This window comes from Vibrio sinaloensis DSM 21326 (genome assembly GCF_000189275.1).
GTDB classification, from domain to species: Bacteria; Pseudomonadota; Gammaproteobacteria; order Enterobacterales; family Vibrionaceae; genus Vibrio; species Vibrio sinaloensis.
Genome location: NZ_AEVT01000008.1, coordinates 21,577 through 47,301 on the forward strand (window position 1 = coordinate 21,577; position 25,725 = coordinate 47,301).

The 25,725-nt window shown below is 46.6% G+C and carries 19 protein-coding genes and 1 tRNA gene; 9 read left to right on the top strand and 11 right to left on the bottom strand.

Annotated elements, in window-relative coordinates; all coding sequences use genetic code 11:
* Nucleotides 1-9: 9 nt before the first annotated feature.
* From bcsA to folA, 7 genes are all read left to right on the top strand, one after another.
* The gene (gene bcsA, locus RH45_RS01720; RefSeq protein ID WP_008073017.1) at nucleotides 10-2,646 is read left to right on the top strand and encodes a UDP-forming cellulose synthase catalytic subunit; all 2,637 of its coding nucleotides are present in this window, start codon (nucleotides 10-12) and stop codon (nucleotides 2,644-2,646) included.
* The gene (gene bcsB / locus RH45_RS01725; protein WP_008073018.1) at nucleotides 2,633-4,924 is read left to right on the top strand and encodes a cellulose biosynthesis cyclic di-GMP-binding regulatory protein BcsB; all 2,292 of its coding nucleotides are present in this window, start codon (nucleotides 2,633-2,635) and stop codon (nucleotides 4,922-4,924) included. The genes bcsA and bcsB overlap by 14 nt, the downstream gene beginning before the upstream one ends.
* Nucleotides 4,921-6,027 (top strand): cellulose synthase complex periplasmic endoglucanase BcsZ, encoded by a 1,107-nt coding sequence (gene bcsZ / locus RH45_RS01730; protein WP_008073020.1) that lies wholly within the window; start codon nucleotides 4,921-4,923, stop codon nucleotides 6,025-6,027. Before bcsB ends, bcsZ begins: the two co-directional genes overlap by 4 nt.
* On the top strand, nucleotides 6,018-9,773 hold the full coding sequence (locus RH45_RS01735) for a cellulose synthase subunit BcsC-related outer membrane protein (protein ID WP_039958118.1): 3,756 nt from the start codon (nucleotides 6,018-6,020) through the stop codon (nucleotides 9,771-9,773). Before bcsZ ends, RH45_RS01735 begins: the two co-directional genes overlap by 10 nt.
* A 220-nt stretch (nucleotides 9,774-9,993) precedes the next feature.
* A complete protein-coding gene (locus RH45_RS01740) occupies nucleotides 9,994-10,761 on the top strand; it encodes a threonine/serine exporter family protein (RefSeq protein ID WP_008073024.1) in 768 nt (255 codons plus the stop codon).
* Nucleotides 10,762-11,229 carry a threonine/serine exporter family protein gene (locus RH45_RS01745; protein ID WP_008073027.1) on the top strand — a complete coding sequence of 156 codons (468 nt, stop codon included), beginning with the start codon at nucleotides 10,762-10,764 and terminating at the stop codon, nucleotides 11,227-11,229.
* Nucleotides 11,230-11,285: 56 nt separating this feature from the next.
* Nucleotides 11,286-11,771 carry a type 3 dihydrofolate reductase gene (gene folA / locus RH45_RS01750; protein ID WP_008073041.1) on the top strand — a complete coding sequence of 162 codons (486 nt, stop codon included), beginning with the start codon at nucleotides 11,286-11,288 and terminating at the stop codon, nucleotides 11,769-11,771.
* 66 nt (nucleotides 11,772-11,837) lie between these two features.
* Here folA and apaH read toward each other — a convergent pair whose 3' ends face one another.
* The 6 genes from apaH to lptD form a co-directional block, all read right to left on the bottom strand.
* Nucleotides 11,838-12,647, bottom strand: coding sequence for a bis(5'-nucleosyl)-tetraphosphatase (symmetrical) ApaH (apaH, locus tag RH45_RS01755; protein ID WP_008073043.1), 810 nt, complete (start codon nucleotides 12,645-12,647; stop codon nucleotides 11,838-11,840).
* A gap of 14 nt (nucleotides 12,648-12,661) precedes the next feature.
* Nucleotides 12,662-13,039: a Co2+/Mg2+ efflux protein ApaG gene (gene apaG / locus RH45_RS01760; RefSeq protein WP_008073045.1), complete on the bottom strand. Its 378-nt coding sequence runs from the start codon at nucleotides 13,037-13,039 to the stop codon at nucleotides 12,662-12,664.
* Nucleotides 13,040-13,108: 69 nt separating this feature from the next.
* Nucleotides 13,109-13,915, bottom strand: coding sequence for a 16S rRNA (adenine(1518)-N(6)/adenine(1519)-N(6))-dimethyltransferase RsmA (gene rsmA, locus RH45_RS01765; RefSeq protein ID WP_008073047.1), 807 nt, complete (start codon nucleotides 13,913-13,915; stop codon nucleotides 13,109-13,111).
* Nucleotides 13,916-13,927: 12 nt separating this feature from the next.
* Nucleotides 13,928-14,920: a 4-hydroxythreonine-4-phosphate dehydrogenase PdxA gene (gene pdxA / locus RH45_RS01770; RefSeq protein ID WP_008073049.1), complete on the bottom strand. Its 993-nt coding sequence runs from the start codon at nucleotides 14,918-14,920 to the stop codon at nucleotides 13,928-13,930.
* A complete protein-coding gene (gene surA / locus RH45_RS01775; RefSeq protein WP_008073051.1) occupies nucleotides 14,910-16,205 on the bottom strand; it encodes a peptidylprolyl isomerase SurA in 1,296 nt (431 codons plus the stop codon). Before surA ends, pdxA begins: the two co-directional genes overlap by 11 nt.
* Nucleotides 16,206-16,259: 54 nt before the next feature.
* Complete coding sequence (gene lptD, locus RH45_RS01780; protein ID WP_008073052.1) at nucleotides 16,260-18,575, bottom strand: LPS assembly protein LptD; 2,316 nt, start codon at nucleotides 18,573-18,575, stop codon at nucleotides 16,260-16,262.
* Nucleotides 18,576-18,768: 193 nt separating this feature from the next.
* Between lptD and djlA the strand changes: the two genes are divergently transcribed.
* Nucleotides 18,769-19,623 (top strand): co-chaperone DjlA, encoded by an 855-nt coding sequence (gene djlA / locus RH45_RS01785; protein WP_008073056.1) that lies wholly within the window; start codon nucleotides 18,769-18,771, stop codon nucleotides 19,621-19,623.
* Between the two features lie 83 nt (nucleotides 19,624-19,706).
* Here djlA and RH45_RS01790 read toward each other — a convergent pair.
* From RH45_RS01790 to rpsU, 5 genes are all read right to left on the bottom strand, one after another.
* Nucleotides 19,707-19,782, bottom strand: a tRNA-Ile gene (locus tag RH45_RS01790).
* Between the two features lie 145 nt (nucleotides 19,783-19,927).
* Nucleotides 19,928-21,790, bottom strand: a complete 1,863-nt coding sequence (gene rpoD, locus RH45_RS01795; RefSeq protein ID WP_008073059.1) for an RNA polymerase sigma factor RpoD — start codon at nucleotides 21,788-21,790, stop codon at nucleotides 19,928-19,930.
* A 98-nt stretch (nucleotides 21,791-21,888) separates the two neighbouring features.
* Nucleotides 21,889-23,646: a DNA primase gene (dnaG, locus tag RH45_RS01800; protein ID WP_008073060.1), complete on the bottom strand. Its 1,758-nt coding sequence runs from the start codon at nucleotides 23,644-23,646 to the stop codon at nucleotides 21,889-21,891.
* Nucleotides 23,647-23,750: 104 nt separating this feature from the next.
* Nucleotides 23,751-24,194 carry a GatB/YqeY domain-containing protein gene (locus RH45_RS01805; RefSeq protein WP_008073061.1) on the bottom strand — a complete coding sequence of 148 codons (444 nt, stop codon included), beginning with the start codon at nucleotides 24,192-24,194 and terminating at the stop codon, nucleotides 23,751-23,753.
* A gap of 26 nt (nucleotides 24,195-24,220) precedes the next feature.
* On the bottom strand, nucleotides 24,221-24,436 hold the full coding sequence (gene rpsU, locus RH45_RS01810; protein ID WP_001145625.1) for a 30S ribosomal protein S21: 216 nt from the start codon (nucleotides 24,434-24,436) through the stop codon (nucleotides 24,221-24,223).
* Between the two features lie 229 nt (nucleotides 24,437-24,665).
* Here rpsU and tsaD point away from each other — a divergent pair, with 229 nt between their 5' ends.
* Entirely contained in the window at nucleotides 24,666-25,682 is a 1,017-nt protein-coding gene (tsaD, locus tag RH45_RS01815; RefSeq protein ID WP_008073149.1) for a tRNA (adenosine(37)-N6)-threonylcarbamoyltransferase complex transferase subunit TsaD, read from the top strand.
* Nucleotides 25,683-25,725: the final 43 nt, after the last annotated feature.

Genomic DNA, 25,725 nt, shown 5'->3' on the forward strand with positions numbered 1-25,725 from the left:
GGTGGGATCATGCATAGCTTGAATCTTATCTTCCGTCGCTGGGTTGTTGAGCAATTCAGTGTGCAGAAAAAAGTATATGAGCAAGAGTGGGGGCGTAAAGCCAGCTGGCTTGGTGGCGTGACACTTTCGCTTTGGTTCTCATTCTGCTTTGTGTTTCTCAAACCAGAAATTGGCGGAGTACCTTCGTGGAAGCTGCCTTTAATCTATTTCCCACAAGTCAACTTTGCTGCACCGCGCTTGTTTGATCCGATTCGATTTGCCATTCAAAGTATTTGGTTGATCTGCTTTAAACAATCAACGCCCACTGGGCTTGGTCAATCGGTTGCTCAATCAAGCCTGTTTTTAGCAAAGTGGCTGCGCAAGATCTTTTATATGCCATTTTACTCGGTGGCTAAAGGGGTTAGTTGGCTGGAAGATGCCGCCAATCAGATGAGAGACCCACAGACGCGTGAGCGGATCAAAAGCAGTAAGTCAGCCATGTTGTTGAATTACGCATTGTTGTTTTTGGTTGTATTTCTTGCGCTACTTTGTTTTACCGTGCCATTTGGCTATCAAGCGCAAGTTGTGTTTATTGTGTTGCTATGGGCATTGGCAATGATGGTGCGACGCATACCGGGCCGATTCCCGACTATGCTGCTGATCATTTTGTCAGTGACGGCATCATGCCGCTACCTTTGGTGGCGTTATTCGTCAACCTTGAACTGGGATGACTCTCTAGCGCTGTTTCTTGGCGGTATTTTGCTAATGGCGGAAACCTATTCCTGGATCGTCTTGATGCTGGGTTATTTCCAAAATATCTGGCCGTTGAACCGTAAGCCCGCGCCAATGCCAGAGGATCAATCCCTATGGCCAACAATAGATATGATGATCCCTACGTACAATGAAGATCTCGATGTTGTGAAAGCGACGGTCTACGCGGCGATGGGAGTCGACTGGCCGAAAGACAAGCTCAAAATTCATATCTTGGATGATGGCAAACGAGACAGCTTTCGCGATTTTGCTCAGCAAGTTGGCGTCAACTACATACGTAGGCCAACCAATGAGCATGCAAAAGCGGGCAACATTAACTACGCCTTGAAACATACTGATGGTCAGTTTGTCGCAATTTTCGACTGTGACCACATTCCAACGCGCGCCTTTTTCCAGCTTACGATGGGGATGTTTATAAAGAACCCCGAGCTCGCTTTGATTCAGACACCGCACCACTTTTTCTCGCCTGATCCGTTTGAGCGTAACCTGGCGAACTTCCGCGATGTGCCTAACGAAGGCAACTTGTTTTATGGCCTGATTCAAGATGGTAACGACTTGTGGGATGCGACGTTTTTCTGTGGGTCTTGTGCCATTTTGCGTCGTGAGCCGCTAGAGCAGGTGGGCGGGATCGCCGTTGAAACGGTGACTGAAGATGCACACACATCCTTACGTATGCACCGTTTAGGGTATCGTTCTGCATACCTTAAACAACCAATTTCTGCGGGCTTAGCGACAGAAACCTTGTCTGCTCACGTTGGACAGCGTATCCGCTGGGCGAGGGGGATGGCGCAGATCTTCAGGGTTGATAATCCATTAATGGGTAAAGGGCTGAAGCTTTCTCAGCGGCTTTGTTACCTCAATGCAATGCTGCACTTCTTGTCTGGAATACCTAGGATTGTTTTCTTGATTGCGCCATTGGCCTTTTTACTGCTGCACTCTTATGTGATTTATGCGCCAGCTCTAGCGATTGTATTGTACGTTTTACCGCATATGGTCCATGCCAGTATGACCAACTCCCGGATGCAAGGGGACTATCGTTATTCGTTTTGGGGGGAAGTGTATGAAACGGTACTTGCATGGTACATCGCTAGGCCAACCACTGTTGCTCTTTTTGCCCCTCATAAGGGAACATTTAATGTAACTGCTAAAGGTGGCTTAGTGGAGAAATCGCATTACGATTGGGTGATTTCTCTACCTTATCTTGCTTTGGTTGGCTTGAACATTCTTGGTTTTGCGGTCGGGTTGTACCGTATAGGCTGGGGGCCTAATGATGAGATCGGCACGGTTATCGTAAATCTACTATGGACAGTGTACAACCTACTGATTCTTGGCGCTGCGGTAGCGGTAGCGGTTGAGGCTAAGCAGGTCAGGAAAGACCATCGAGTTGAGGTTTCGATTCCCGCTGGTATTAGGCTTAAATCTGGCCATATTTTGCAAGCGAAGATGAAAGACTTCTCACTCGGCGGCGGCAGTATCGAAGTTAACGGTGTTGATGAGCAAGCCTGTCAGGGGTTGCTCGGTGAATCTCTAGAAGTGATCTTAAATCGTGGCGGACAAGAGTTTGTTTTTCCGATGACGGTTGCCTTTACCCATAACGGTTTATTGGGTATGCAACTTGAGGAGATGCCGCATAAACAAAAAATCCAGTATGTTCAATGTACATTTGCACGCGCGGATACCTGGTCTAAATGGCAACAGAGCTATAAGTCAGACAAACCGTTGGCGAGCATGCAGGTTGTGCTACAAGTCGGTTTTACAGGATACAAGCGTTTGCTTGGACACTGTCCTAAATTCGTTAGGACTGGTGTGGAAGGACTTTCATTTTGTATCAACTTTATTTGGTCGCTTAGACCTCAATATGTCCCAATCAGGACCAATAGCCATGTTAAACAATAAAAAACTCACAGCCTTAACCACAGCAATTTCCTTGATGTGTATATCGGGCGGTGTTACGGCACAAGAAGTCAGTCAATCACCTCACGTTCCGTTTGAGCAGTTACAAACTGCGGACAGTTCAAACGTGTATAAGCGCGTCGTCCCATTTAGCCAATTGGGTTACGGTGGCTCTATTCCAATTTTGGGAAGTGAAGCCAGTGCTTATGTTGGTTTTGGTTCGCGTCTCGATGAGGTAGTGTCAAACGCAACCTTGTATTTCGACATTACGCCATCGCCAGCGTTACTTTCTCTGGTCTCTCACGTTAAGGTTTATTTAAACAATGAGTTGATGGGCGTGGCCTCGATACTTGATGGGCAGCAAGGAAACAAGTTAAGCCTCTCTATGCCACTTGATACGCGCTATTTCAGTAACTTCAACCAGCTACGTTTTGAGCTAATTGGTAATACTAAGAAAGAGTGTGCAAACCCAAATGACTCAAGTATTTGGGCTGAGATCAGCCAAAGCAGCCGAATTGAGATGTTTGTTCAGAAGACGCGTTTAGAGAGTGATTTAGCTTTGTTGCCCGCTCCGTTTTTCGACAAACGTGATTTTAGCCAACTAAACTTGCCTGTTGTTATGGGCAGCGACTATGACTTAGATGAAGTTAAGGCTGCCGGTGTTCTGAGTTCCTACTTTGGCGCACTTTCTGGTTGGCGCGGAGCCCAATTTCCACTTAGTGTCGATGATTTACCAGACCAACATGCCGTGGTGATGATCACCAACGACAATAAGCCCGATTTTCTCCGAGATTTTCCAGACACAGATGGTCCCCGAGTTCAGGTTATTACGCACCCAACTGACCCTTATGTGAAGTTGCTTTTAATTATTGGCCGTGATGGGAAGGACCTGAATACTGCCGTACAGGGTTTAGCTCTTGGAGATCAGCTTTTAACTGGGCCATCGGCGAAGATTAACTCTGTCGGTCAATTAAAACCGCGCGTTGCTTATGATGCACCCAATTGGATCAATACCGATCGACCAGTAGCTTTTGCCGAACTTGTGGAACAAAAAAGCATGCTGCAAGTTGAGGGACGAACACCTCCACCGATCAATGTTAGTTTGCGTATGCCTCCGGACCTTTTCACGTGGCAGAGTAGAGGGATCCCAATGGACCTCAATTATCGTTACTCTCCCCCCGCGACAGATCACTCCGGCTCTCGCTTAACGGTTAGTATTAACGATCAGTTCGTAGAAGCATTTAACTTAAACAGTTCAGGGCAAAGTGGGGCTTCAAGCCGTGTACGTGTCCCACTCTTGGATGACAACATATTAAACACTCAAGATCGAGTGCGCATCCCAGCCTTTAAGGTCGATAGTCGTAATGATATTAAACTTGAGTTTGGTTTTGCCTCAGTGACGGATGGCCTGTGTCAAGTGACTCAGCCAAGTAAGCAATATGGCGTTATTGATGGTGATTCAACTATTGATTTCAGTGGTTTTCCTCATTATATCGAAATGCCAAATATGCGTGCATTTGCCTCCTCAGGTTTCCCGTATACCAGAATGGCGGATCTGTCTGAGACAGCGGTTGTTGTTCCCGAAAATAGCCCATTAGAAGTGCTGCAAACCTACGTTAATGTGATGGGAAGCATGGGCATGAACTCTGGTTACCCTGGTATTCAGGTGACGTTGACAGATAAGTGGGATGCTGACCGACTCAAGGATAAAGATATCTTAAGTATTGGTGTGGCTAATGCATTAGAAGAAGCCGTTGCGGATCCTAGTCAAATTGGCGTTATCGTGAAGCAAGCAGAGCGTCAAATTCGTTTGCCCATCAAAAATGAACACCAATTGGGAATGAGCTGGATGGATCCTAGCACTGCCAACCAGCAGGCCAATGATTATGTGTCAGTCAATGCAAACGGTTCATTTGCGGCTATTTATGGTATGGAGTCTCCGTATACCAGTAATCGCAGCCTCGTCTCCATCATGGCTGCTCATCCAGCGGACTTTGCGGTCGTCGATCGTGCTTTGGTTGATTCTGGCAAGCTGGAGTACATGTATGGTTCTGTAGTCACTTTTAGAAACGATGAAGTTGCCAGTTACAACGTTGGTAACCATTACTATGTTGGTGAATTACCTGTCTGGCAGTTAGTTTGGTACCACTTCTCCAATCACCCAATTATTGTGGCGTGCTTTGCTGCGTTGTTGATGGTGATAGTCACGGTTGTGTTGTGGCGATTACTGCGTCAAGTAGCAGCGAAACGTTTGTCTAACTCTGAGGAGGAGGAAGAGTGAAAAAACTGATCTCTTTGTTATTGATACTGATCACACCTCAGGTTTGGGCTGATGTTTGTGAGTGGCCACAATGGCAAACCTTTAAGTCTATCTACCTTGAGCAAGGGCGTGTTATTGATGGTAGCGATGAGCGTTTGATTACGACTTCCGAAGGCCAGTCATATGCCTTGTTCTTCGCTTTAGTCGCGAACGATCAACAAACATTTAGTCAGGTCTTGGGTTGGACTGAAAAGCATTTGGCGGGTGGTGACTTAACCGCTCAATTACCTGCTTGGCTATGGGGAAGAACGGAAAATGGTCGCTTTGATGTGTTGGACAGCAACCCAGCATCCGATTCCGACTTGTGGATTGCCTATGCTTTAGTTGAAGCAGGGCGTCTTTGGGATAACCACTATTATCAGTCTTTGGGGCATCTACTGGCGAGTCGTATTCTGCGCGAAGAGACTGCAATGATTGAAGGCATCGGGACCATTTTGCTTCCTGCTCCGGTAGGGTTTCATTTAGAACAAGGCTATCGAGTGAACCCTAGCTACGTTCCATTGCAACTTCTAGCGCGTATGCAGGCACTTTATCCTCAATATTCATGGCAGTCGATGTACCAATCCAGCGCCCAAATGTTGTTTGGTACTATGCCTGCTGGCTTCAGCCCTGATTGGGCTACCCTCCATAAGGGACAATTCAGTAGCGATGAAGTGACAGGTCCTTTAGGTAGTTACAATGCTATTCGGACTTATCTTTGGGCTGGAATGCTGGATGATAATGTCGCAGAGAAAACGGCATTAGTTGAAGCCATGCAACCTTTTATTACTGCGACAAAAACGCTAGGCGCACCGCCTCGTGAAGTCGATACACAAACAGGGCACTTTTCACAATTGGGCAGTGCTGGTTTTTCCGCTGCGGCTTTGCCATTGCTGTCTGCCGTTGGCCAATCTGATTTAGCTGAAGCACAGGCAAAACGAGTGAAAGTAGAGTTGGTCAGTGATAGAAATGATCACTACTACGATAATGTGCTGAGCTTATTTGGACTGGGCTGGTATGAAGGGCACTACCGTTTTGGGGAGCAAGGAGAGCTGTTACCTGCATGGAGCGAGCAATGTCAATAGTTAGGCGTGTTGCTTGGCTGATTCCGCTGGTGACAATGACCAGCGGAATAAATGTGGCGCAAGCGAGTTACGCAGCGCCGCTCAGTAAAGAGCAACTGGCGGCAGTTTATCAGCCAGTGTCATTAGTGCAATTTTCAACTTCACTCGCGCGTGTTGATTCTGTTGATTGGTTAATTGGTCAGCTCAAGTTAGCGGATGCGGTAGGCCGAGACGATATTGTTGAAAGTACTCTTGAACAATTGTTTGCTGTCGAGGAGAGCAATCTAACCGGCTTGTTCTATCAAGCGAACATGTTCTTGAAGCGCCAGCAAGCGGATCTAGCTCAGCAAACCTACCAGCAATTAAACAAGCAAGCTCCTGACTCACCTCAAGCGCAGAACCTGCGTATGATTCTTTCTCTCAATGGCGAGAAGAAAGCGGATTATCAGCGCGCAAAACTGCTTGCAAAATCTGGCCGTTATGATGAAGCAGTTCAAGCATATCAAGGCCTCTTCCCACACGGCATGCCATCGGCGGCTTTGCAACTTGAATATCTACAGTTAATTAGCAATTTTGAAGGTAACTGGAGCAAAGTTAAAAGAGGTTTAGAGCGTTTAAACGCGGATTACCCTGGCGTTCCCAAGTTCCAATTAGCTTTGGCAGATCATATTCGTAAACAGAACCCAGGTGACTCGTGGATTTTGGCGACATACCAGACATTAGCCCTTTCCATCGGCACAGGAAAAAGCGCTGCGACTTCGTGGCTAAGAGCTCTAGAGCAACTTCCCATTTCACAGCAAGTCGTTGAGCAGTATGCGATTCTAGCTAGCTATTACCCTTCAGATCTTGAGATTCAGCAAGCGTATAATGATGCGGGTAAACGCTGGATGATGGAGCAAGAGCTACGTAAAGACCCCACCTACCTAGCGAAGTTGAAAGGTCTTAAGTTGCTTGAACAAGGTAAAACTACCCAAGCTGAACAGCAACTTCGTTATGCCCTAACTACACGTCCCAATGAGCCCGAAATTTTAGGGGGATTGGGCAAGGTTTACTTACGTCAAGGGTTACAACAAAAAGCGTTGGCGTACTTTAAACGTGCTCAAGCGAATGACCAGAATCCAGACAATGCCTCTAAATGGTCGAGTTTGATTGAAGCTTCACAGTATTGGGCACTGCTTGATCAAGGGGATGTTTTTACTCGTCAAGAGAAGTTTAAACAGGCAGAAAGTGCTTATCGAAAAGCCGCTCAAGTAGATAACAGTGAGCCTTATGCGTATGTATCTTTGGGGGCTCTCTATCTCAGTCAACAAAACTTTGTTGCAGCAGACAAAGCATACAGTCAGGCGATTAAACGTGACAAGCTGAATGGTTCAGCTCTTGGTGGGCGACTGGATGTTCGAATTGAACAGCGCGATTTGCAAGGTGCCCAGTCGCTAGCGAACCGATATAGCTCGGCGCAGAAAAAAGTAGTTGCAGCTAAGATTGAGAGTATTGAATCAGAATTGATTTTGGCCAGACTTAGAGTGGCTATTGCCAATGATGATCAAGTGGCAATGGAGGAGGCTGTTAATGATTTGATCGCATTGCAACCAACATCTCCTTGGCTCCGACTTGATATAGCAGATGTTGTTCGCTCTATGGGGGACAAGCCTCGGGCTGCTGAGCTTATGACCGAGTGGGCGAGAGATAACCGCGAGCCGGAAATGGTGTTTGCTTACGCTATTTTCTTAGCACAGGAATCTCAGCTTGAACAAGCAATTTCAGTGTTAGAAAGTGTACCTAAACCAGATCGTACACCTTCTATGCAGCGCAATTTAACGCGCCTTAAGTTAGACGCCGAGCTTCAACACTTATCTGTACGCTATCAGGTTTCGCCTGACTCTATGATTGCTCTGCTCACCCATCTAGAATCCAAGTATGCGGGGCAGATCTTACCGTTAGCTCGGATTGTAGGGGCTTGGGTTGAAATTGAACTCCCCGACAAAGCGATGCGCATCTATCGAACTATTTCATCATCCCCGCAATGGTCTGTTGAGGAGCGATTAGCGTATGGCAACATGATGGTCAGTTTGAACCAGTATGAGGATTTTGACCATTGGTATCAAAGTTTGGATATTGGCTCGGCGGACCAAGAAATAAGCGCTTCTGCGGCGCTCCAATTCGATGAGCTGAAAACACGTCGAACGCTTTCTCAAGCTAACCTGCTCATGGCTCAGCAACAAGCAGAACAAGCAATACCGTTATACAGCCAGGTACAAGAGGAGCCTGAACCTTTTAAGACGCAGGCTCAGATCGGCATGCTGCGCGCAACGGCTCTTATTGGTGATGAAAGAAGTAGCCATGATTTGCACCTTCTATTGAGTCAAAAACGTCACGATTTGACCTCAGAGCAGTTGATAACGGTTGCCACTCTATTTAACGAACTTGGTTATAAAAGTGAGGCCAATGAGCTGAATCGTTTGTTGGATGAAACCAAGCAGGTGGATACTTTTACGTACCGCAACAGCTTGGCGCTCGCAATGAGAAACCAGCAATGGTTGTTGGCTGAAGAGAGAGCTTATCAAGCTCTCAACAGTGATCGTATAGTTAAAAGCTCACAACCAGAACAAGCGAGTCAGGAGTCACCAAGTTTACGCGAACTATACGATAGCGCTGATGACTATTGGCTGACGCAAAACGTCAAAGCTGACATCGATAAGATGCGTGATCGCAGCGATGGCCATATTTTAGTTGGTTGGGATTATAGCGCTCGTGATGGTCTTAATACGTCAAACCAAGTACCTATTGAAGCTCGTATTCCCGTGCAGTCTCTTGATGGCCACTTGTTGCTAAGAGCCGATTATGTGTCAATTGACTCAGGTGAGTTGGAATATTATCAGAAGAGTACAGACAGCAATGAGACGATATTTAGCAATGACGCTCAAGGTTTTGCGTTAGGCGTGGGGTGGCAAGCTGAAGATTGGCAAGTTGATCTCGGGACAACACCTGTCGGATTTGACCATACGACTTGGGTTGGTGGGATAAGCCTTGCAGGGAAATTGGGAGAGTTTGGTTGGCGAGCTGAAGCCTCCCGCCGTCCAGAAACGAGCAGCATGCTTTCTTACGCGGGGATGACCGTCCCGAGTGGTACTGAAGACCCTGCCGGAACCAAGTGGGGCGGTGTAGTTCGTAGCGGAGTGAGTCTGAGTAGTAGTTGGGATATTGGTGGGCCTTATGGCTTTTGGAGCAGTGCCCAATATCACGTGTTGAATGGAGAGAAGGTTGCAGACAACACCCGTCTGGGTTTATTAGGCGGAGCTTACTATAAACTGATTGCTAATGACGATCAGCGATTGAGTATTGGTAGCAACCTGATCTACTTAGGTTATGATAAAAACTTAGGTGAGTACTCATTGCATCACGGTGGCTATTACAGTCCACAGAGCTACGTTTCTCTGTCACTGCCCGTTAACTATTATGGTCGTTATCTAAATAGTTGGTCGTATCAATTGAGTGGTTCGATTTCGAACTCTTGGACGGTTGAAGATGCACCTTATTTGACTCAGGAGACGGGCTCGGAGCGAGGGGGCGGCTTTGGTGCATCGTTGCAAGCTGCGCTTGAGAAGCGAGTTGGTAAGCGCTGGTACTTGGGAGCTGAACTCGATTTACAACGCTCTGAGTTCTATACGCCAAACCACTTTATGCTTTATGCCAAATACACCTTTAACGATCGCTGGCAACCCATCGGATACCCGCCGGCGGTTCCGCAATTGTACAGTCAGTTCTAAATAGCAGATAGGGGCTATTCCAGTCCGATGGATAGGTATGGACAGTATCTTTCTCTAGCGTGAGAAGGTAAGGTTCATACCTCTCTTTGTTTAACGGCACGTTTTATCGCTTATAACCCCCTCTCAACCAAACCAATTGCAGTTTTTTTGTGTCTAAATCAAATCATGCAATTGTTTTTCACCGCACAATAGCCGAATTCTAAAGGAGTAGGATAGAAACATGGCATCGAAACAGCGAGTGGTCTCTCGCATGATTGCCCAGGCAGGGCAAATGCTTTTGGCACATGGCGCTGAAAGTACACTGGTGGGTGACCTTATGCGTCGCTTTGGTATCGCTTCAGGCATGGATGAAGTTGAGGTCTCTCTTTCAGCCAGTTCTCTTGTGGTGACGACGGTTTATCAAGAGCACTGCATTACAACCGCACGTCGCTGCCCAGATCGTGGCATTAACATGCGAGCAATCACGCAGGTCCAACGCATCTGTATTATGTTAGAGCGGGGGATTATTGATCCTGTAATGGCTCAGCATAAGTTGGATAAAATTAGCCCAGAACGTTACAACCGCTGGCTGGTGGTGTTTATGATTGGCCTTTCCTGCGCCGCGTTTAGCCGCCTTGCTGGTGGTGACTGGGTGGTCTTTGCGATGACCTTTCTAGCTTCCGCGACAGGGATGGTGGTTAGACAGGAAATTGGTCACCGCCACTTCAACCCTCTGCTTAATTTTGCCGTAACCGCGTTTGTCACGACGGCCGTTTCTGCCCAAGCGGTGATTTATGAGTTGGGCAACTCGCCTTCTATTGTCATGGCCTCGTCAGTGTTGATGCTCGTACCAGGTTTTCCCCTGATTAACTCAGTCGCAGATATGTTGAAGGGCTACATCAACATGGGGATTGCCCGTTTTGTCATGGCAAGTCTACTGACGCTTGCGACTAGCTTAGGTATTGTGGCAGCGATGAGTATGGTCGGCGTATGGGGGTGGGTGGTCTAAATGTGGGATTTATTGTTTGGACTAGCCAACGATATGCTGTTTGCCGCGATTCCTGCGGTCGGCTTTGCGCTAGTATTTAACGTGCCTCAAAAAGCGTTGGTTTATTGCGCGCTCGGGGGGGCGATTGGTCATGGTTCTCGTTACTTAATGATGCATTTTGGCATTCCAATAGAGTGGGCGACCTTCTTTGCTGCAATGATTGTGAGTATGGTGGGGATTCACTGGTCGCGCCGTTTTCTTGCTCACCCTAAAGTTTTTACCGTCGCTGCTTTGATTCCCATGGTGCCGGGTGTGTTTGCCTTTAAAGCCATGATCGCTCTGGTTGAGCTTAATCACCGTGGGTACAGTCCTGAGCTAGTCGCGATGCTGATGGAAAATTTCCTTAAAGCCATGTTTATTATTGCCGGTTTAGCGGTTGGCTTAGCCATGCCTGGGTTGTTATTCTATCGCCGTAAACCCATAGTCTAATTTATGCTGGGTATTTGTTTTATCAACAATGTTCGGTGTCACTCAGGAGTAAAAGAATGATCATCAGTATGATCGCTGCAATGGCCAATGATCGCGTCATTGGCAAAGACAACCAGATGCCTTGGCATTTGCCTGCAGATTTCGCGTGGTTCAAACGCTGCACTATGGGCAAGCCTGTGGTCATGGGACGTAAGACATATGAGTCGATTGGTCGACCGCTACCGGGACGACAGAACATCGTTATTAGTCGTGATAGTGAGTTAGTGATTGAAGGCGTCACAACGGTTATTTCTATTGAAGAAGCATTAAAAGCTGCGGGTTCAGTAGAAGAGGTTATGATCATCGGCGGTGGTACCATTTACCAAGCGTGTTTGCCTTTCGCCAGTAAGCTTTACGTTACCTATATTGAAGCTAATGTTGAGGGCGATACTCAGTTCCCTCAGTGGAGCAATGAGTTCCAAGAGACCTATACAGAAACCTTCAACGCGGATGAGAAAAACGCTTACGACATGCGTTTTGTGGTGTTAGAGAAGCAAAGCTAAATAGCAAGCTTGCTTGAGACTGACAATCAATGAAGGTTGATAGTTCGGTATCAACCTTCATTTTCACTAGTTCTGGATAGCTTGCTGGACAAAGAACTGTTTATCTTCCCAGCGTAGCATAGTTAAGCTGCCACCCCAGACACATCCGGTGTCTAACCCAATGACGTCTTTGCCCTCGTACCCTTCTAGTGCAGCCCAGTGACCAAATAGCACGGTTTTTTCCAAAGGGATACGTTCCGCTAACTGGAACCAAGGAAGCAAGGTATTATCTTTTACTTCACTTGGAGGTAATTTACACGCCATATCCAAGCGGCCGTCTGAGAAGCAAAATCGCATTCGAGTAAAAGCATTAATGGTATAGCGATAGCGCTCAATGCCCGACAAGGTTGGCTGCCAATAGTCTGGCTGATTGTCGTACATGTTCTCGATTAGCCACGTCCATTGGTCACTTTTCAAAATAGTTTCTACTTCTTTGGCTGCCGAGCGAGCTTGTGCTAAATCCCATTGTGGCGAAATACCCGCATGACACATGACGAATTCAGGGTGCTCGGCCAGTAGCGGCTGATGACGAAGCCAATTTAGTAGCTCATCTTTGTCGTTAGCGACGAGAATGGGGGCGGTCTGATCTTTCTTTTTGACTTTGTGGATGCCGAGTGACACAGCGAGTAGATGCAAGTCATGGTTGCCCAAAATGACTTTGGCACTTTGACCTAGGCTTTTTACGTAGCGCAAGGTTTCTAGTGACTTTGGACCTCTGGCAACCAGATCGCCTGCAAACCATATAGTGTCATGCTTTGGGTTGAAGTCTGCTTGTTGTAGTAACTGTTGCAGCTCATCAAAGCACCCTTGGATATCACCTACGATGTAGTTAGACACGCATTAACCTTTGGTTAGTTAAGAATATTAGGTATCGCTAAGCGGAACGGATCAATCTCAGCTATGAACTGATTGCCTTTTTCATCAAGCATGATGTATTGACCTTGCATCACCCCTACAGGGGTTTCTATCGCAGTGCCACTGCTGTAAGTGTATTCATCGCTACCAGAAATAAAGGGCTGCTGGCCAACGACACCGTCGCCTTCAACAGTTAACTGCTTACCGTTGGCGTCTGTGATCAACCAACGGCGGCTAAGTAATTGCACGGTTTGGTTGCTTAGATTTTTGATGGTAATCATATAAGCGAACAAGTAGCGATTCGCATCTGGCTGAGACTGTTCAGGAATGTACTTGCTATGAACTTGGACTTTTATACAAGGGACTGCTTCCATGTAAACTCCTCTTTAAAGCCAACAAAGGGTGACAAACTGACGCTTATCACCCTTTTATTCTAGTTGAAACTATTTGCGATTGGCGTCTAGCCAGTTCGCTAAATCGACAAACTGCTTCAACGTTAGGTTCTCAGGACGCATGCCCGGATTGATATCTAGGCTCTCTAACGTTTCTGCATCTACCAAGCCTTTATAGCAGTTACGTACTGTCTTGCGGCGTTGGTTAAACCCTTCACGACATACGCGATCAAGCCAGTTTAGGCTTGTGGCTGGGTATGGTAGCTCTTCATAAGGAACAAGTCGAACCACCGCTGAGTCAACTTTTGGTGGTGGGACGAATGCAGTTGGTGGAACTTCGAGTACTGGCACGACTTTACAGTAGTACTGTGCCATGACCGTTAATCGACCGTATGCTTTGGTGCCAGGGCCAGCAGCTAGGCGGTTAACCACTTCTTTTTGCAACATAAAGTGCATGTCTTGAACATCTTTATGGTATTCAAACAAGTGGAACATCAAAGGGGTCGAGATGTTGTATGGGAGGTTACCGAAGATACGCAGTTTATTGTTTGGTTTCACTAGTTGAGTGAAATCAAAACGCATCGCGTCGCCTTCATGGATCGTGAGTTTATCAGCCAGTTCAGGGTGGTTACGTAAACGTTCCGCAAGGTCACGGTCAAGCTCAATTACGGTAAATTTATCGACTTCACGGCCTACAGGCTCAGTGATCGCACCTAAACCAGGACCGATTTCTACTAGATTTTGACCTGGCCTAGGGTTAATCGCAGAAACAATCCCGTCGATGATGTAAGGATCGTTCAAGAAGTTTTGACCAAAGCGTTTACGTGCTTTGTGCCCTAAGTGGACATCGTTTCTCATAATTTTCTCAAGTTAACTGGTTTTCTTTTCTACAAGCTCAATCGCATGAGCCAATGCAGTTCGGAAGCTTCCTGTGTCTGCATCGCCTGTGCCAGCCAGATCGAGTGCAGTGCCGTGATCAACGGAGGTCCTGATGAAAGGTAGACCCAAAGTAATGTTTACTGAGCGGCCAAACCCTTTGTATTTTAGTACCGGAAGTACTTGATCGTGGTACATCCCTAATACTGCATCTGCCTCTTCAAGGTATTTTTCATTGAAGATGGTATCCGCCGGAAGTGGCCCAATTAAGTCTAGGCCATCACGTTGACGCAGCATTTCAAGTGTTGGTGTGATGGTTTCTATCTCTTCGTTACCAAGACAGCCATCTTCACCTGCATGCGGGTTGAGACCACATACGTAGATTTTAGGCGATGGGATAGCAAACTTCTCTACCAAATCGGTATGAAGAATAGCAATGATTTTTTCCAATCGCTCTGCGGTAACCGCTTTTGATACATAGGCTAATGGGATATGGGTTGTTACTAGAGCAACACGTAATCCTTCGGTAGCAAGCATCATCACAACGAGGGGCGTATTCGACTTTTCAGCAAAAAATTCAGTATGACCACTAAACGCGACACCCGCACGGTTGATCACCCCCTTGTGAACAGGGCCGGTGACAATAGCATCAAATTCACCATTCATACAGCCTAAAGCGGCTCTTTCTAGTGTTTTTAACACATAGTGACCATTTGCTTCGTTTAGCTCACCAGCGGTTACGGGCGCTGCAAGTTCAATATGATCAACGATAAGCGAACCGGCCTGTTGGGCTTCAGGTTTTAGGCCCGGTTGATAATCGATTAGGTTAACCGCAATCCCTAACTGTTCTGCACGTTGTTGTAACAAGAATTTGTCGGCGCACACGACTATTTGGTGCGCCCAGCTCTCTTTAGACAAAGCCAGTACTAAGTCGGGACCAATGCCAGCAGGCTCCCCTGCTGTCACTATGATGCGCTTAACTGTCATTTTCGTTGTCCTTAATCATTTCAACAAAGGCACTGGCTCTTAGTTCTTGAAGCCAAGCACTGGCTTCTTCATTGAACTTACGGTTAAACAAGATACGGTAAGCTTTGTTCTTCATTGCGGAATCGGTGCGGTCAACTTGACGACGATCAAGGACTTCAACAATGTGCCAACCGTGAACAGTTTTGAATGGTTGACTGATTTTCCCTTCAGGTAGGGTATCAACTTGGTGTTTAAACTCAGGAACATAAAGGTCCGAGGTTTGGTAGCCTAGCTCACCATTTTGCGCAGCCGAGCCAGGATCTTGGCTGTACTGACGCGCGAGCTCACCAAAGGTTGCTTCACCAGACTGAATACGGGCAATGATTTCATTTAGCTCTTTCTGTACACCGTCATCACTTAAGATAACCGTTGGGCGAATCAAAATATGACGCGCGTTGACTTCGGTTACGGCTACCGTCTCTAGACCTTTGACATCTTCAATTTTAAGAATATGGAAACCCACACCGCTACGGAACGGACCAATAATGCTGCCTTTATTCTGCACGCCCACTTGATCGGCAAAGATGGTTGGCATCTCTTCTTTGCGCATCCAGCCCCAATCGCCACCTTGCAAGGCTTTAGGGCCTTTTGAATAGGTATAAGCCATGGTCGCAAAGTCAGAACCATTGTTGAGCTTCGCAACGATCTCTTTTGCTTGCTGCTCAATCGCTGATGCGTCATCACCATCGTTCACACGCAGTTGAATATGGCCGATCTTGTACTGTACGGTTGCATTGGTTTCTTGAGCTAAGATATTGGCTAGGTTATCGACTTCAGCTGGCAAGATATTAATGCGGCGACGTACTAAAGCATTACGAGCTTCTGTTGCGGCAATCTCTTTACGCACTTGCTCACGAAACTCAGAATACTCTAAGCCTTCTGCGGCAATAGAGTCACTGAGCTGCTCAATAGTTTGATTGTTGTTTTTTGCAATTTCTTCAATGGCTTCATTTAAGCGGTTATCGTCAATGCGAATACCAATGCGCTCTGCTTCTTGTTGCTGCAGCGTGTCGATGATGAGTTTTTCTGTCACTTGCTGACGCAGCACATCCGCAGTTGGTAAACCTTGACCGCTCTTTTTCGCATTCGCTTTGAGAGTCTTGATCGAAGTATCAATGTCGCTCTCCAGAATCACACCACCATTAACAATGACATTGATCTTATCCAGCGCGACAGGTTGTGCTGAAGCTAGGCCAAATTGACTCGCAGCCAATACCGCTAACAGAGACTGTTTCCAAAATTTCATTTGTCGTCCTATCCATTCATCGTTTGCTGTAGTTTTAGACAGCAAACGGTCAAATTAGTTGTTTAAGAAGAATGGGCGACCATAGCCCAATGAGTTATCGCTACTACCAGAGCCACCACCTAGGTTTGTACCAAAGCCGATGATGCCGAAGTTAACGCTGAAGTTATTCTCATATTCAGGTTCTGAGTCCGGGTAGCTGTTAAAGTCTGGGTCCCAGTTACGTAGCTGGTTACTATACGATACACCGACATACCAACAGTCAGAGGTATAGTTAATTCGCCCTAACCATTCTATGGTTTGTTCGGTTGTGAAGTCATAGAAATATTGCGCGCTTGCATCCCAATGACGACTTAGTTTATAGCTACCCAACAAACCACCTTGTGAAATACCATCTTCAGTAATAGAGTCTAAGTCACCTAGGCTGTCACCTAGGGTATTCTCAATGTAGCTGCGGGTTACGTAACGATAGTTACCTTGTAGGTAACCTTTATCAAAACGATATTCAAGCGTACTGTTGCCGACTTGAATTTCACTGGCGTCGACGTCGTATTGTACGCCACCATGATAAAAGAGGTAATCGCCGTAATTAAAGTCCATCTCAACGGCCCATGCGGAGTAGTTGGATGGTTCGTCAGAGGAACTGTCTAATCGGTTGGTCCGATCAAGGTATATGATTTGGCCGAAAGACACGCTCAGGCGCTCTTTATAATCACTATCATAAAAGCGGGAGCTGGCACCATAACTGAACTGGTTGGCCCCTTGAATTTTATCGACGCCGCTGTATTTACGACTGCGGAATAATCCGTAGTAGTCGGTTTGCAGTAAAGTTGTGTCGTAGTTGGCAATGTTGTTTTGCTCAACCTCTGGGATGTAAAGATACTGTACCTGTGGCTCTAGCGTTTGCGTGTAATTGTCGAGAACGATGGTATCTCGCTCTAATACAACCCCAGCGAGCGAGCGCACTTCTGGCATTACACGGGTTACGCGTTCTTCGAGCTCAGAGTCGCTGACCCCTGTTAAATCTTGTTGATAGTAAGTACCAAGCAGACGAGCTTCAGTCGTCCATGTCCCCCAAGTCGTGCCTAACGGTACGGTAAAACCTGGTTCCACATGAACACGAGTTGCTGCTGGCTTGCCATCGGCTTCGGTATCGAATCGTGTCACGTGGCTGATGACATCAAAGTCTAGGTAGCGCAGCAGCTCAGGTGAGTAGTAGTTGAACTTAACCTGCGGCAAGATGTGGTAGGGTAAGTTGTCGCTCTCAGTTAATACTTGGAAGTCACGAGTGAGTAGAGTGGCATCCCAGTTTGTTGAACGGTACTGTACTTTCCCTTCCTGAACTAGCTGGCCATCTTCTCGATTACCAATGCTCGAATCGACATCGGTGAAGTAATCAACATCACTGACTTGTGAGTAGTCGATGTTAAACTTCCAGGCTTGCTGATAGATGCCTTCATGAGTGTATTGGAAACCCCAGCGATCCCCTTTCTCGGTGAACTTTCTATCATTCGGAAGATATTCAGCTTCGATTTCACCCTCACCAAATATCGATAAGTAGCGGAATTTATTGTTTAACTGAGTACCGCGTTGCTGCATGTACTTGATTTCAGTTTCTAGGTCGTAGTTGGGCGCAATATTCCAGTAGAACGGAATTTCTAGCTCTAGACCATCACTTGAGCCGTAAGAGGCTGTTGGGTAGAGAAAACCGGTCTTTCGTGTATCGCCAATCGGTACGGTAAGATATGGCACGTAGAAAACAGGCACGTCCATCACTTCAAAGCGAGGGTTGTAAAACGTCGCGACTTCTTCATTCTGATCGACGTCGATGCCTGATGCGCGCATTCGCCACGCATTATCCCCTTCTGGACAAGAGGTGATGCTGCCATCTTTCATTTCATAAACGGCTTTACCGGTTTTAGCAATGTAGACGGCATCGCCACGACCAGGCTCACACAAAAACTTGTACTTGGTGTTTTCGAGCGTAATGTCTTCGGTGGTGAGGTTATTGGTGACCTTGTCTGACTGAGATTTTACCGTTCCATCACTGAATGCCACGTTGCCTTCAGCGACAATGATATTTTCTTTTTCATGTAAGGTTACTTGGTCGGCTTGAAAGCGTTTTTTGCCTTGCACAACCACGACATCACCTTTATAGGTGGCTTTGTTGCCATTAATGGCTTCCAAGCTATCTGCTTCGACCTTAACTGGCTGTTGATTTGGATTTTCTGGCTCAGGTTCGTTGATCAAACATTGATCTATAGCGGGCAGTTCCTGCACACTATCGTTTAACGTAGCTTCGGCTTGAGTCTGAGGCACAAAAAAAGCAGCACTGATGGAAGCGGCTAACAAGGTGCGGGAAAAACGTGACATCGAGTTTTACTATCCTGTCTAACTTGATATATCCGGCCGTAGCACTAACTACCCTCAAGTCGTTGAGGTTATCTAATGGCTAGGCGTTGATGACCGAATGTAAAATAAACGGTCCTTATGATAAAGGAATTTGTAGCTAACAGCACTATCAGACCGCTTAACGACGAAAAAATTCAGAGATTGAGAGCACATAATGCATATTTTCGGCAAAATACTAGGTTTCTTTTTTGGCTTTCTATTTGGAGGCCCTGTCGGCGCACTGTTTGGCTTGTTTATAGGCCATCAGTTCGATAAAGCACGCCGATTGAGACAAGCCGGTTTCAACAGCAATTTTGGCTCTGGCCCGAGTCAAACTGAGCGCCAAGAAGAGTTCTTTAAAGCGGCATTCGCAGTGATGGGACATGTTGCAAAGGCCAAAGGCCAAGTTACTCGCGAAGAAATCCAACTGGCTTCCACCATGATGGATCGAATGAATCTACATGGTGAGCAGAGACGTGCGGCACAAAATGCATTCCGTGAGGGGAAGGAGAGTGATTTCCCGTTGGAAACAGTGCTTGAGCGTGTGCGTATCTCTTCTGGTGGTCGTTTTGACTTGATGCAGTTTTTCTTAGAGCTCCAAATCTCTGCAGCATTTGCAGATGGCGACCTTCATCCGAGTGAGCGAAATGTTCTTCATAAAGTGGCACGCGGTTTGGGTTTCTCTTCTGAACAGCTGGAACAGCGTCTTCGTATGCAAGAAGCGGCTTTTCGCTTTCAGCAAGGTGGTTTTGGTGGGCAAACGGGGGGAGGGCACTCTCATCAGTCTGGAAGCTCTTGGCAACAAGCGTCTACGGCAGACCAGCTTAGCGATGCCTATAAGTTGCTTGGGGTCGACAGCAGCGCAGATGCTAAAAGCGTAAAGCGAGCTTATCGTAAGCTAATGAACGAGCATCACCCGGACAAACTAATGGCGAAAGGTTTACCGCCCGAAATGATGAATGTGGCGAAAGAAAAAGCGCAAGAGATTCAAAACGCCTACGACCTGATCAAAAAAGCGAAAGGTTTTTAATCGGGTAACCTAAAATGCAAAAGGCCTGAGAAGCGATAACGCTCTCAGGCCTTTTTAATTCTATTTGCTTCTTGAGAAAGAAGTGGTGGCCCCTCGCAGACTTGAACTGCGGACCAATCGATTATGAGTCGACTGCTCTAACCACTGAGCTAAGGGGCCATATAGGGCAATGATTATAGGGGAAGCAGGTATTGCTGTCTAGCCACTGTGGTAGCTAAATGCGCTTAGTTTTTATTCACTTAAATCAATGAAATACAAAAAAGGTGAGCTATTGCTCACCTTTTAATCATTTTCGTCTAAGCGATTACTCGTCTAGGAAGCTGCGCAGGGTTTCTGAGCGGCTAGGGTGACGAAGTTTACGCAATGCTTTCGCTTCGATCTGACGGATACGCTCACGCGTTACATCAAATTGTTTACCGACTTCTTCAAGTGTATGGTCAGTATTCATGTCGATGCCGAAACGCATACGCAGTACTTTCGCTTCACGAGGTGTCAAACCAGCTAAAACATCTTTAGTGGCTACTTTTAGGCTCGTTGCTGTTGCTGAGTCTAATGGCAGCTCTAGTGTTGTATCCTCGATAAAATCACCTAGATGCGAATCTTCGTCGTCACCGATTGGTGTCTCCATTGAGATTGGCTCTTTGGCAATTTTCAGCACTTTGCGGATCTTGTCTTCTGGCATTTGCATACGCTCTGCCAATTCTTCCGGAAGTGGCTCTCGACCCATCTCTTGCAGCATTTGGCGAGAGATACGGTTAAGCTTGTTGATCGTTTCGATCATGTGCACCGGAATACGAATGGTTCGAGCTTGGTCAGCGATAGAGCGAGTGATTGCCTGACGAATCCACCATGTCGCGTAGGTCGAGAACTTGTAACCTCGGCGGTATTCGAATTTGTCGACGGCTTTCATCAAACCGATGTTACCTTCTTGGATAAGATCCAAGAACTGTAGACCACGGTTGGTGTACTTTTTCGCAATAGAGATTACAAGACGTAAGTTCGCTTCAACCATCTCTTTCTTAGCACGGCGAGCTTTCGCTTCACCGATAGACATACGACGGCTGATGTCTTTAATGCTCTGTACAGTTAGAGACGTCTCTTCTTCAATCATTTTAAGCTTCATGATTGAACGACGAATATCGTCTTCACTACGACGAATCTTGTCTGCGTACGGTTTATCAGAAGCTAAGATTTCATCTAACCAAGCATCGCTTGATTCGTTACCACTGAATAGAGAGATAAACGACTTCTTCGGCATCTTGCCGTATTCAACCGACGCCTTCATGATAAGACGCTCTTGAGTACGAACACGCTCCATAGAAGTACGAAGCTCATTAACCAGATAGTCAAACTGTTTTGGTGTTAGACGGAATTCTTTAAATACGTCTAAAACGAGTTCGTGAGCAATTTGCGCTTTCGGACTTTCGTTACCGTACTCATTGCACGCTAACTGGAAGTTTTGGAACGTATTGCGAAGTGATGTGAATTTCTCAAGCGCGAATTCAGGATCAATACCTGTATCCTCTTCGCTATCATCATCGTCTTCGCCATCTTCTTCTTCGTCTTCCACGTCTTCAGCATCTTCATCTTTAAGTTCTGATTCTGCGAGCTCAGAGCCGATGTGAGTGGCCGTCGGAGCGGCTGTTTCATCAGCGTCTGGGTCAACGAAACCTGTAATGAGGTCAGTAAGGCGAAGCTCTTCCGCTTGGACCTTATCAAATTGCTCAAGGATGTACGGAATTGTGCCTGGATACTCAGCCACGGCGTTTTGAACTTGGTTAATACCATCTTCAATACGCTTCGCGATGTCGATCTCGCCTTCGCGAGTAAGCAGTTCTACAGTACCCATTTCACGCATGTACATACGAACTGGGTCTGTGGTGCGGCCGATTTCGTTTTCTACACTAGAAAGCGCGGCTGCCGCAGCTTCTGCTGCATCTTCATCGGTGATGGTTTCATCATCATTCAGTGCAAGGTCGTCAGCGTCAGGTGCTGTCTCAACAACACGGATACCCATGTCATTGATCATCTGAATGATATCTTCTACCTGCTCTGAATCTACGATTTCTGCTGGTAGGTGGTCGTTTACTTCTGCGTAGGTCAGATAGCCTTGTTCCTTGCCTTTAAGGACAAGTAGTTTTAGCTGTGACTGCGGATTTTGATCCATAGACGGTATCCAACTTAGTATCTGGTGAAGGAATTAGTATGCGAGTTGCAAACCACACATAATAACAAATTAATTGATTGCTGACTATTCGAACAGGGTTACGCTTTTAAATCTAGCATTAGCGCTAGCAGCTCCCTTCTTTCTTCGGTTGATAAACCGACACTTCTTTCTTTGGCCTGCAGGTTTTCAATTTGTTTTTCAACGCACTGGGCAAGTATTTTGTCCAATGAATCTAAGAATATATCTTGTTCGTTGTCGTCTTCTACGGGGATTTCCCACCCTGCGAGACGTGAAAGTAAAGCCTCATGGCTAGAGTTTCGCCAGTGTTCAATTAACTGACCCGTAGTAACATTGGGGTGCATGTGACAATATTCAAGCACCTCAACAAATAAACTTAGTCCTGGTACTGTTAACTCTCTCACAGATGAGAGGTCCGGTACCATTTGAGCATAGCTCGGATTTTGAATAAGCAAAGCGATTACCTCGCGCATCGGAGTTCGCTTAATCTCTTTGTGCGGTTGAGGTCGAGTTTCTGCGCTTTTCTTACGAGTCTGACGCAGGCGATTGTCAAACCCCGTGCGTTCATCTAGTAGTTTCTCAAGTAACTCTTGGAAGTAAGGATCAGGAATTTTGTTGATCAGTGCGCTGGCATGAGCGCGTAGGGCCGATTTACCCTCATTACTTCCCAAGTTCAGTTGATGAATTTCTATTAAGTTGTCAAACAGGTAGCTTGAGAGTGGCGTTGCTTTTTCTATCTGCTCTTCAAACGCTGCTTTGCCGTATTTTCTGACATAGCTGTCTGGGTCTTCGCCATCCGGTAAGAACAGGAATTTAAGCGTGTTACCTGTTTTTAGATATTGGAGAGCGTTTTCCAATGCTCGCCATGCCGCTTCTTTACCTGCTCGGTCGCCGTCGTAGCAGCAGACAACGGTATTGGTTTGGCGAAACAGCAGTTGAATGTGATCACCCGTGGTGGATGTACCCAGAGAAGCGACGGAGTAGTCAACACCATACTGAGCCAGTGCCACCACATCCATATAGCCTTCCACCACCAAGATTTTTGCTGGCTCTCGATACGCTTGCATGACTTCATACAAACCGTAAAGCTCTTTGCCTTTATGGAAGATAGGAGTTTCTGGGGAGTTTAGATACTTTGGTGTGCCATCGCCAATGACTCGTCCGCCAAAGCCAATGACCCGGCCGCGTCGATCTCTGATGGGAAACATTACTCGGCCGCGAAAACGGTCGTAGCGGTTACCTTTATCATTTTCGATCAACATGCCGCCAGAGACGAGCATCTCTTGTGTCTGTTGTTGCTGTCCGAAATTCTTCCGCACCAGATCCCATTCATCCGCAACGTAGCCGATGCCAAACTTCTGGACGATTTCACCGGAAAGCCCGCGCTCTTTTAAGTATTCGATAGCGACCTTACTAGAAGATTGCTTTAGTTGATCACGGTAGAACTGAGCAATGCTGCCCATTAAATCATAAAGACTGCGCTTCTGTGCACTGCTTGCTTGAGGTTGGTTGGATTGAAATCCGCCACCTTGTCGCTGCTCTCGAGGCACATCCAAACCAAGAAAGGAGGCAAGTTCTTCAATCGCTTCAACAAACTCTAGTCGTTCATATTCCATCAAAAAGTCGATGGCATTTCCGTGAGCGCCACAACCAAAGCAATGGTAAAACTGCTTCTCTTGGCTGACAGAGAAAGAGGGGGTTTTTTCGTTGTGGAATGGACAGCAGGCGCTGTAGTTTTTGCCTTTTTTCTTAAGTTTTACTCGTGCATCAATGATGTCGACGATATCAAGTCGAGCAAGAAGATCATCTATAAAACTACGAGGGATGTGTCCTGCCATAAAACCTTAGAAAAACGCACTAACTTAAATTAACGAAAGAGTAGATACAAACAAGCCGCGCATTCCAGAGGATAGCACGGCTTGCTGCAATTTTGGTTGGGCTATTAAGCAAGTTTAGCGCGAACTAAACCACTTACTTTACCCATATCTGCGCGCCCTTGAATTTGCGGCTTAAGCACGCCCATTACTTTACCCATGTCTTGCATGCCCGCAGCACCGGATTCAGCAATTGCACTTTCAACCAGTGCAGCGACTTCTTCTTCAGTGAGTGGTTGAGGCATGAAATCCTCAAGTACAGCAATTTCAGCTTGCTCCGCGTCAGCCAGATCTTGACGACCCGCTGATTCGAATTGAGCGACAGAATCGCGACGTTGTTTAACCATTTTAGTCAGAACAGCAAGAATGTCGTCGTCGCCCAGAGTAATCTGTTCATCGACTTCACGTTGCTTAATGGCTGACAATGCTAAACGAATAGTGCCAAGGCGCAGTTTGTCCTTGGCTTTCATCGCTAATTTTTGCTCTTCTTTGAGCGTATCAATAAGAGCCATAACTATAATCCTTTAGGACTTAGTTATTAGTACAGGCGAACGCGACGAGCGTTTTCGCGAGCTAGCTTCTTAGCGTGACGCTTTTGAGCTGCTGCTTTAGCGCGTTTGCGAACTGTAGTTGGTTTTTCGTAGTGCTCACGACGACGCACTTCAGAAAGGATACCTGCTTTTTCGCAAGAGCGTTTGAAACGACGTAGAGCAACGTCGAACGGTTCGTTTTCACGTACTTTAACTACTGGCATATGCCTTTCACCTCAGGGGTTAATTCGTTAATGCTGACTTCACAGTACCTAGCTCATTCGCTGGGTCTACAATCAGCTTGATCAAAAATGGTGCGGAATTTTAATCCGATCACACTAGCTTTGTAAAGCGTTTTGTTGGGTACAGTTTGCACAAAATTTGTTTGCGAAGCAAAGGCGCGGTAATATTGCGCCAATTTTGAATTATAGATAAACACATCCTAGGTAAAGCATGCGCATTATTGGTATCGAAACCTCTTGTGATGAAACGGGCATTGCAATTTATGATGATGAGAAAGGACTGCTTTCTCATCAACTATATAGCCAAGTAAAACTGCACGCTGATTACGGCGGTGTGGTACCGGAACTGGCTTCTCGTGACCACGTAAAAAAAACCATCCCACTGATTAAAGCGGCGATGAAAGAAGCGAACCTAACGCCTAAAGATATTGATGGCATCGCTTATACTGCAGGCCCTGGATTGGTTGGTGCGCTGTTAGTTGGCGCAACCATAGGTCGCAGTATTGCGTATGCATGGGGCGTACCTGCTGTCCCTGTTCACCATATGGAAGGTCACCTTCTGGCTCCAATGCTTGAAGACAATCCACCACCGTTCCCATTTGTTGCGGTATTGGTTTCAGGTGGTCACTCAATGATGGTTGAAGTGAAAGGAATCGGGGAATACAAGATTCTTGGTGAGTCGATTGATGATGCCGCGGGTGAAGCCTTTGATAAAACGGCTAAACTCATGGGGCTTGATTATCCGGGCGGTCCGTTACTGTCTAAGCTTGCTGAGAAAGGAACGCCGGGGCGCTTCAAATTCCCTCGCCCTATGACAGACCGACCAGGTTTGGACATGAGCTTTTCAGGGCTTAAGACATTTACCGCGAACACCATCGCTGCAAATGGTGATGATGAGCAAACTCGTGCTGATATCGCTTTGGCGTTCGAGGAAGCGGTGTGTGCAACACTGACTATCAAGTGTAAACGTGCGCTGGAGCAAACGGGGTTCAAGCGTATTGTGATTGCTGGTGGTGTCAGTGCCAACCGTCGCTTACGTGCTGATCTTGAACAACTGGCGAAAAAGATTGGTGGCGAAGTGTATTATCCACGCACCGAATTCTGTACTGACAATGGTGCCATGATTGCTTATGCAGGTATGCAGCGCTTGAAAAATGGTGAGGTCGCGGATCTCTCTGTTCAGGCGAAACCTCGTTGGCCAATTGATCAGTTGGATCCTATCCAATAGAGATAAACGAATCGGTAATGAAAGGTCGCTCTTAACGCGGCCT

What these genes read in the sequence shown, in the direction of transcription:
- bcsA (WP_008073017.1), top strand. Translation starts at nt 10, where the DNA reads ATGCATAGCTTGAATCTTATCTTCCGTCGCTGGGTTGTTGAGCAATTC.
- bcsB (WP_008073018.1), top strand. Translation starts at nt 2,633, where the DNA reads ATGTTAAACAATAAAAAACTCACAGCCTTAACCACAGCAATTTCCTTG.
- RH45_RS01735 (WP_039958118.1), top strand. Translation starts at nt 6,018, where the DNA reads ATGTCAATAGTTAGGCGTGTTGCTTGGCTGATTCCGCTGGTGACAATG.
- RH45_RS01740 (WP_008073024.1), top strand. Translation starts at nt 9,994, where the DNA reads ATGGCATCGAAACAGCGAGTGGTCTCTCGCATGATTGCCCAGGCAGGG.
- RH45_RS01745 (WP_008073027.1), top strand. Translation starts at nt 10,762, where the DNA reads ATGTGGGATTTATTGTTTGGACTAGCCAACGATATGCTGTTTGCCGCG.
- folA (WP_008073041.1), top strand. Translation starts at nt 11,286, where the DNA reads ATGATCATCAGTATGATCGCTGCAATGGCCAATGATCGCGTCATTGGC.
- apaG (WP_008073045.1), bottom strand. Translation starts at nt 13,039, where the DNA reads ATGGAAGCAGTCCCTTGTATAAAAGTCCAAGTTCATAGCAAGTACATT.
- rsmA (WP_008073047.1), bottom strand. Translation starts at nt 13,915, where the DNA reads ATGAGAAACGATGTCCACTTAGGGCACAAAGCACGTAAACGCTTTGGT.
- pdxA (WP_008073049.1), bottom strand. Translation starts at nt 14,920, where the DNA reads ATGACAGTTAAGCGCATCATAGTGACAGCAGGGGAGCCTGCTGGCATT.
- surA (WP_008073051.1), bottom strand. Translation starts at nt 16,205, where the DNA reads ATGAAATTTTGGAAACAGTCTCTGTTAGCGGTATTGGCTGCGAGTCAA.
- lptD (WP_008073052.1), bottom strand. Translation starts at nt 18,575, where the DNA reads ATGTCACGTTTTTCCCGCACCTTGTTAGCCGCTTCCATCAGTGCTGCT.
- djlA (WP_008073056.1), top strand. Translation starts at nt 18,769, where the DNA reads ATGCATATTTTCGGCAAAATACTAGGTTTCTTTTTTGGCTTTCTATTT.
- rpoD (WP_008073059.1), bottom strand. Translation starts at nt 21,790, where the DNA reads ATGGATCAAAATCCGCAGTCACAGCTAAAACTACTTGTCCTTAAAGGC.
- dnaG (WP_008073060.1), bottom strand. Translation starts at nt 23,646, where the DNA reads ATGGCAGGACACATCCCTCGTAGTTTTATAGATGATCTTCTTGCTCGA.
- RH45_RS01805 (WP_008073061.1), bottom strand. Translation starts at nt 24,194, where the DNA reads ATGGCTCTTATTGATACGCTCAAAGAAGAGCAAAAATTAGCGATGAAA.
- rpsU (WP_001145625.1), bottom strand. Translation starts at nt 24,436, where the DNA reads ATGCCAGTAGTTAAAGTACGTGAAAACGAACCGTTCGACGTTGCTCTA.
- tsaD (WP_008073149.1), top strand. Translation starts at nt 24,666, where the DNA reads ATGCGCATTATTGGTATCGAAACCTCTTGTGATGAAACGGGCATTGCA.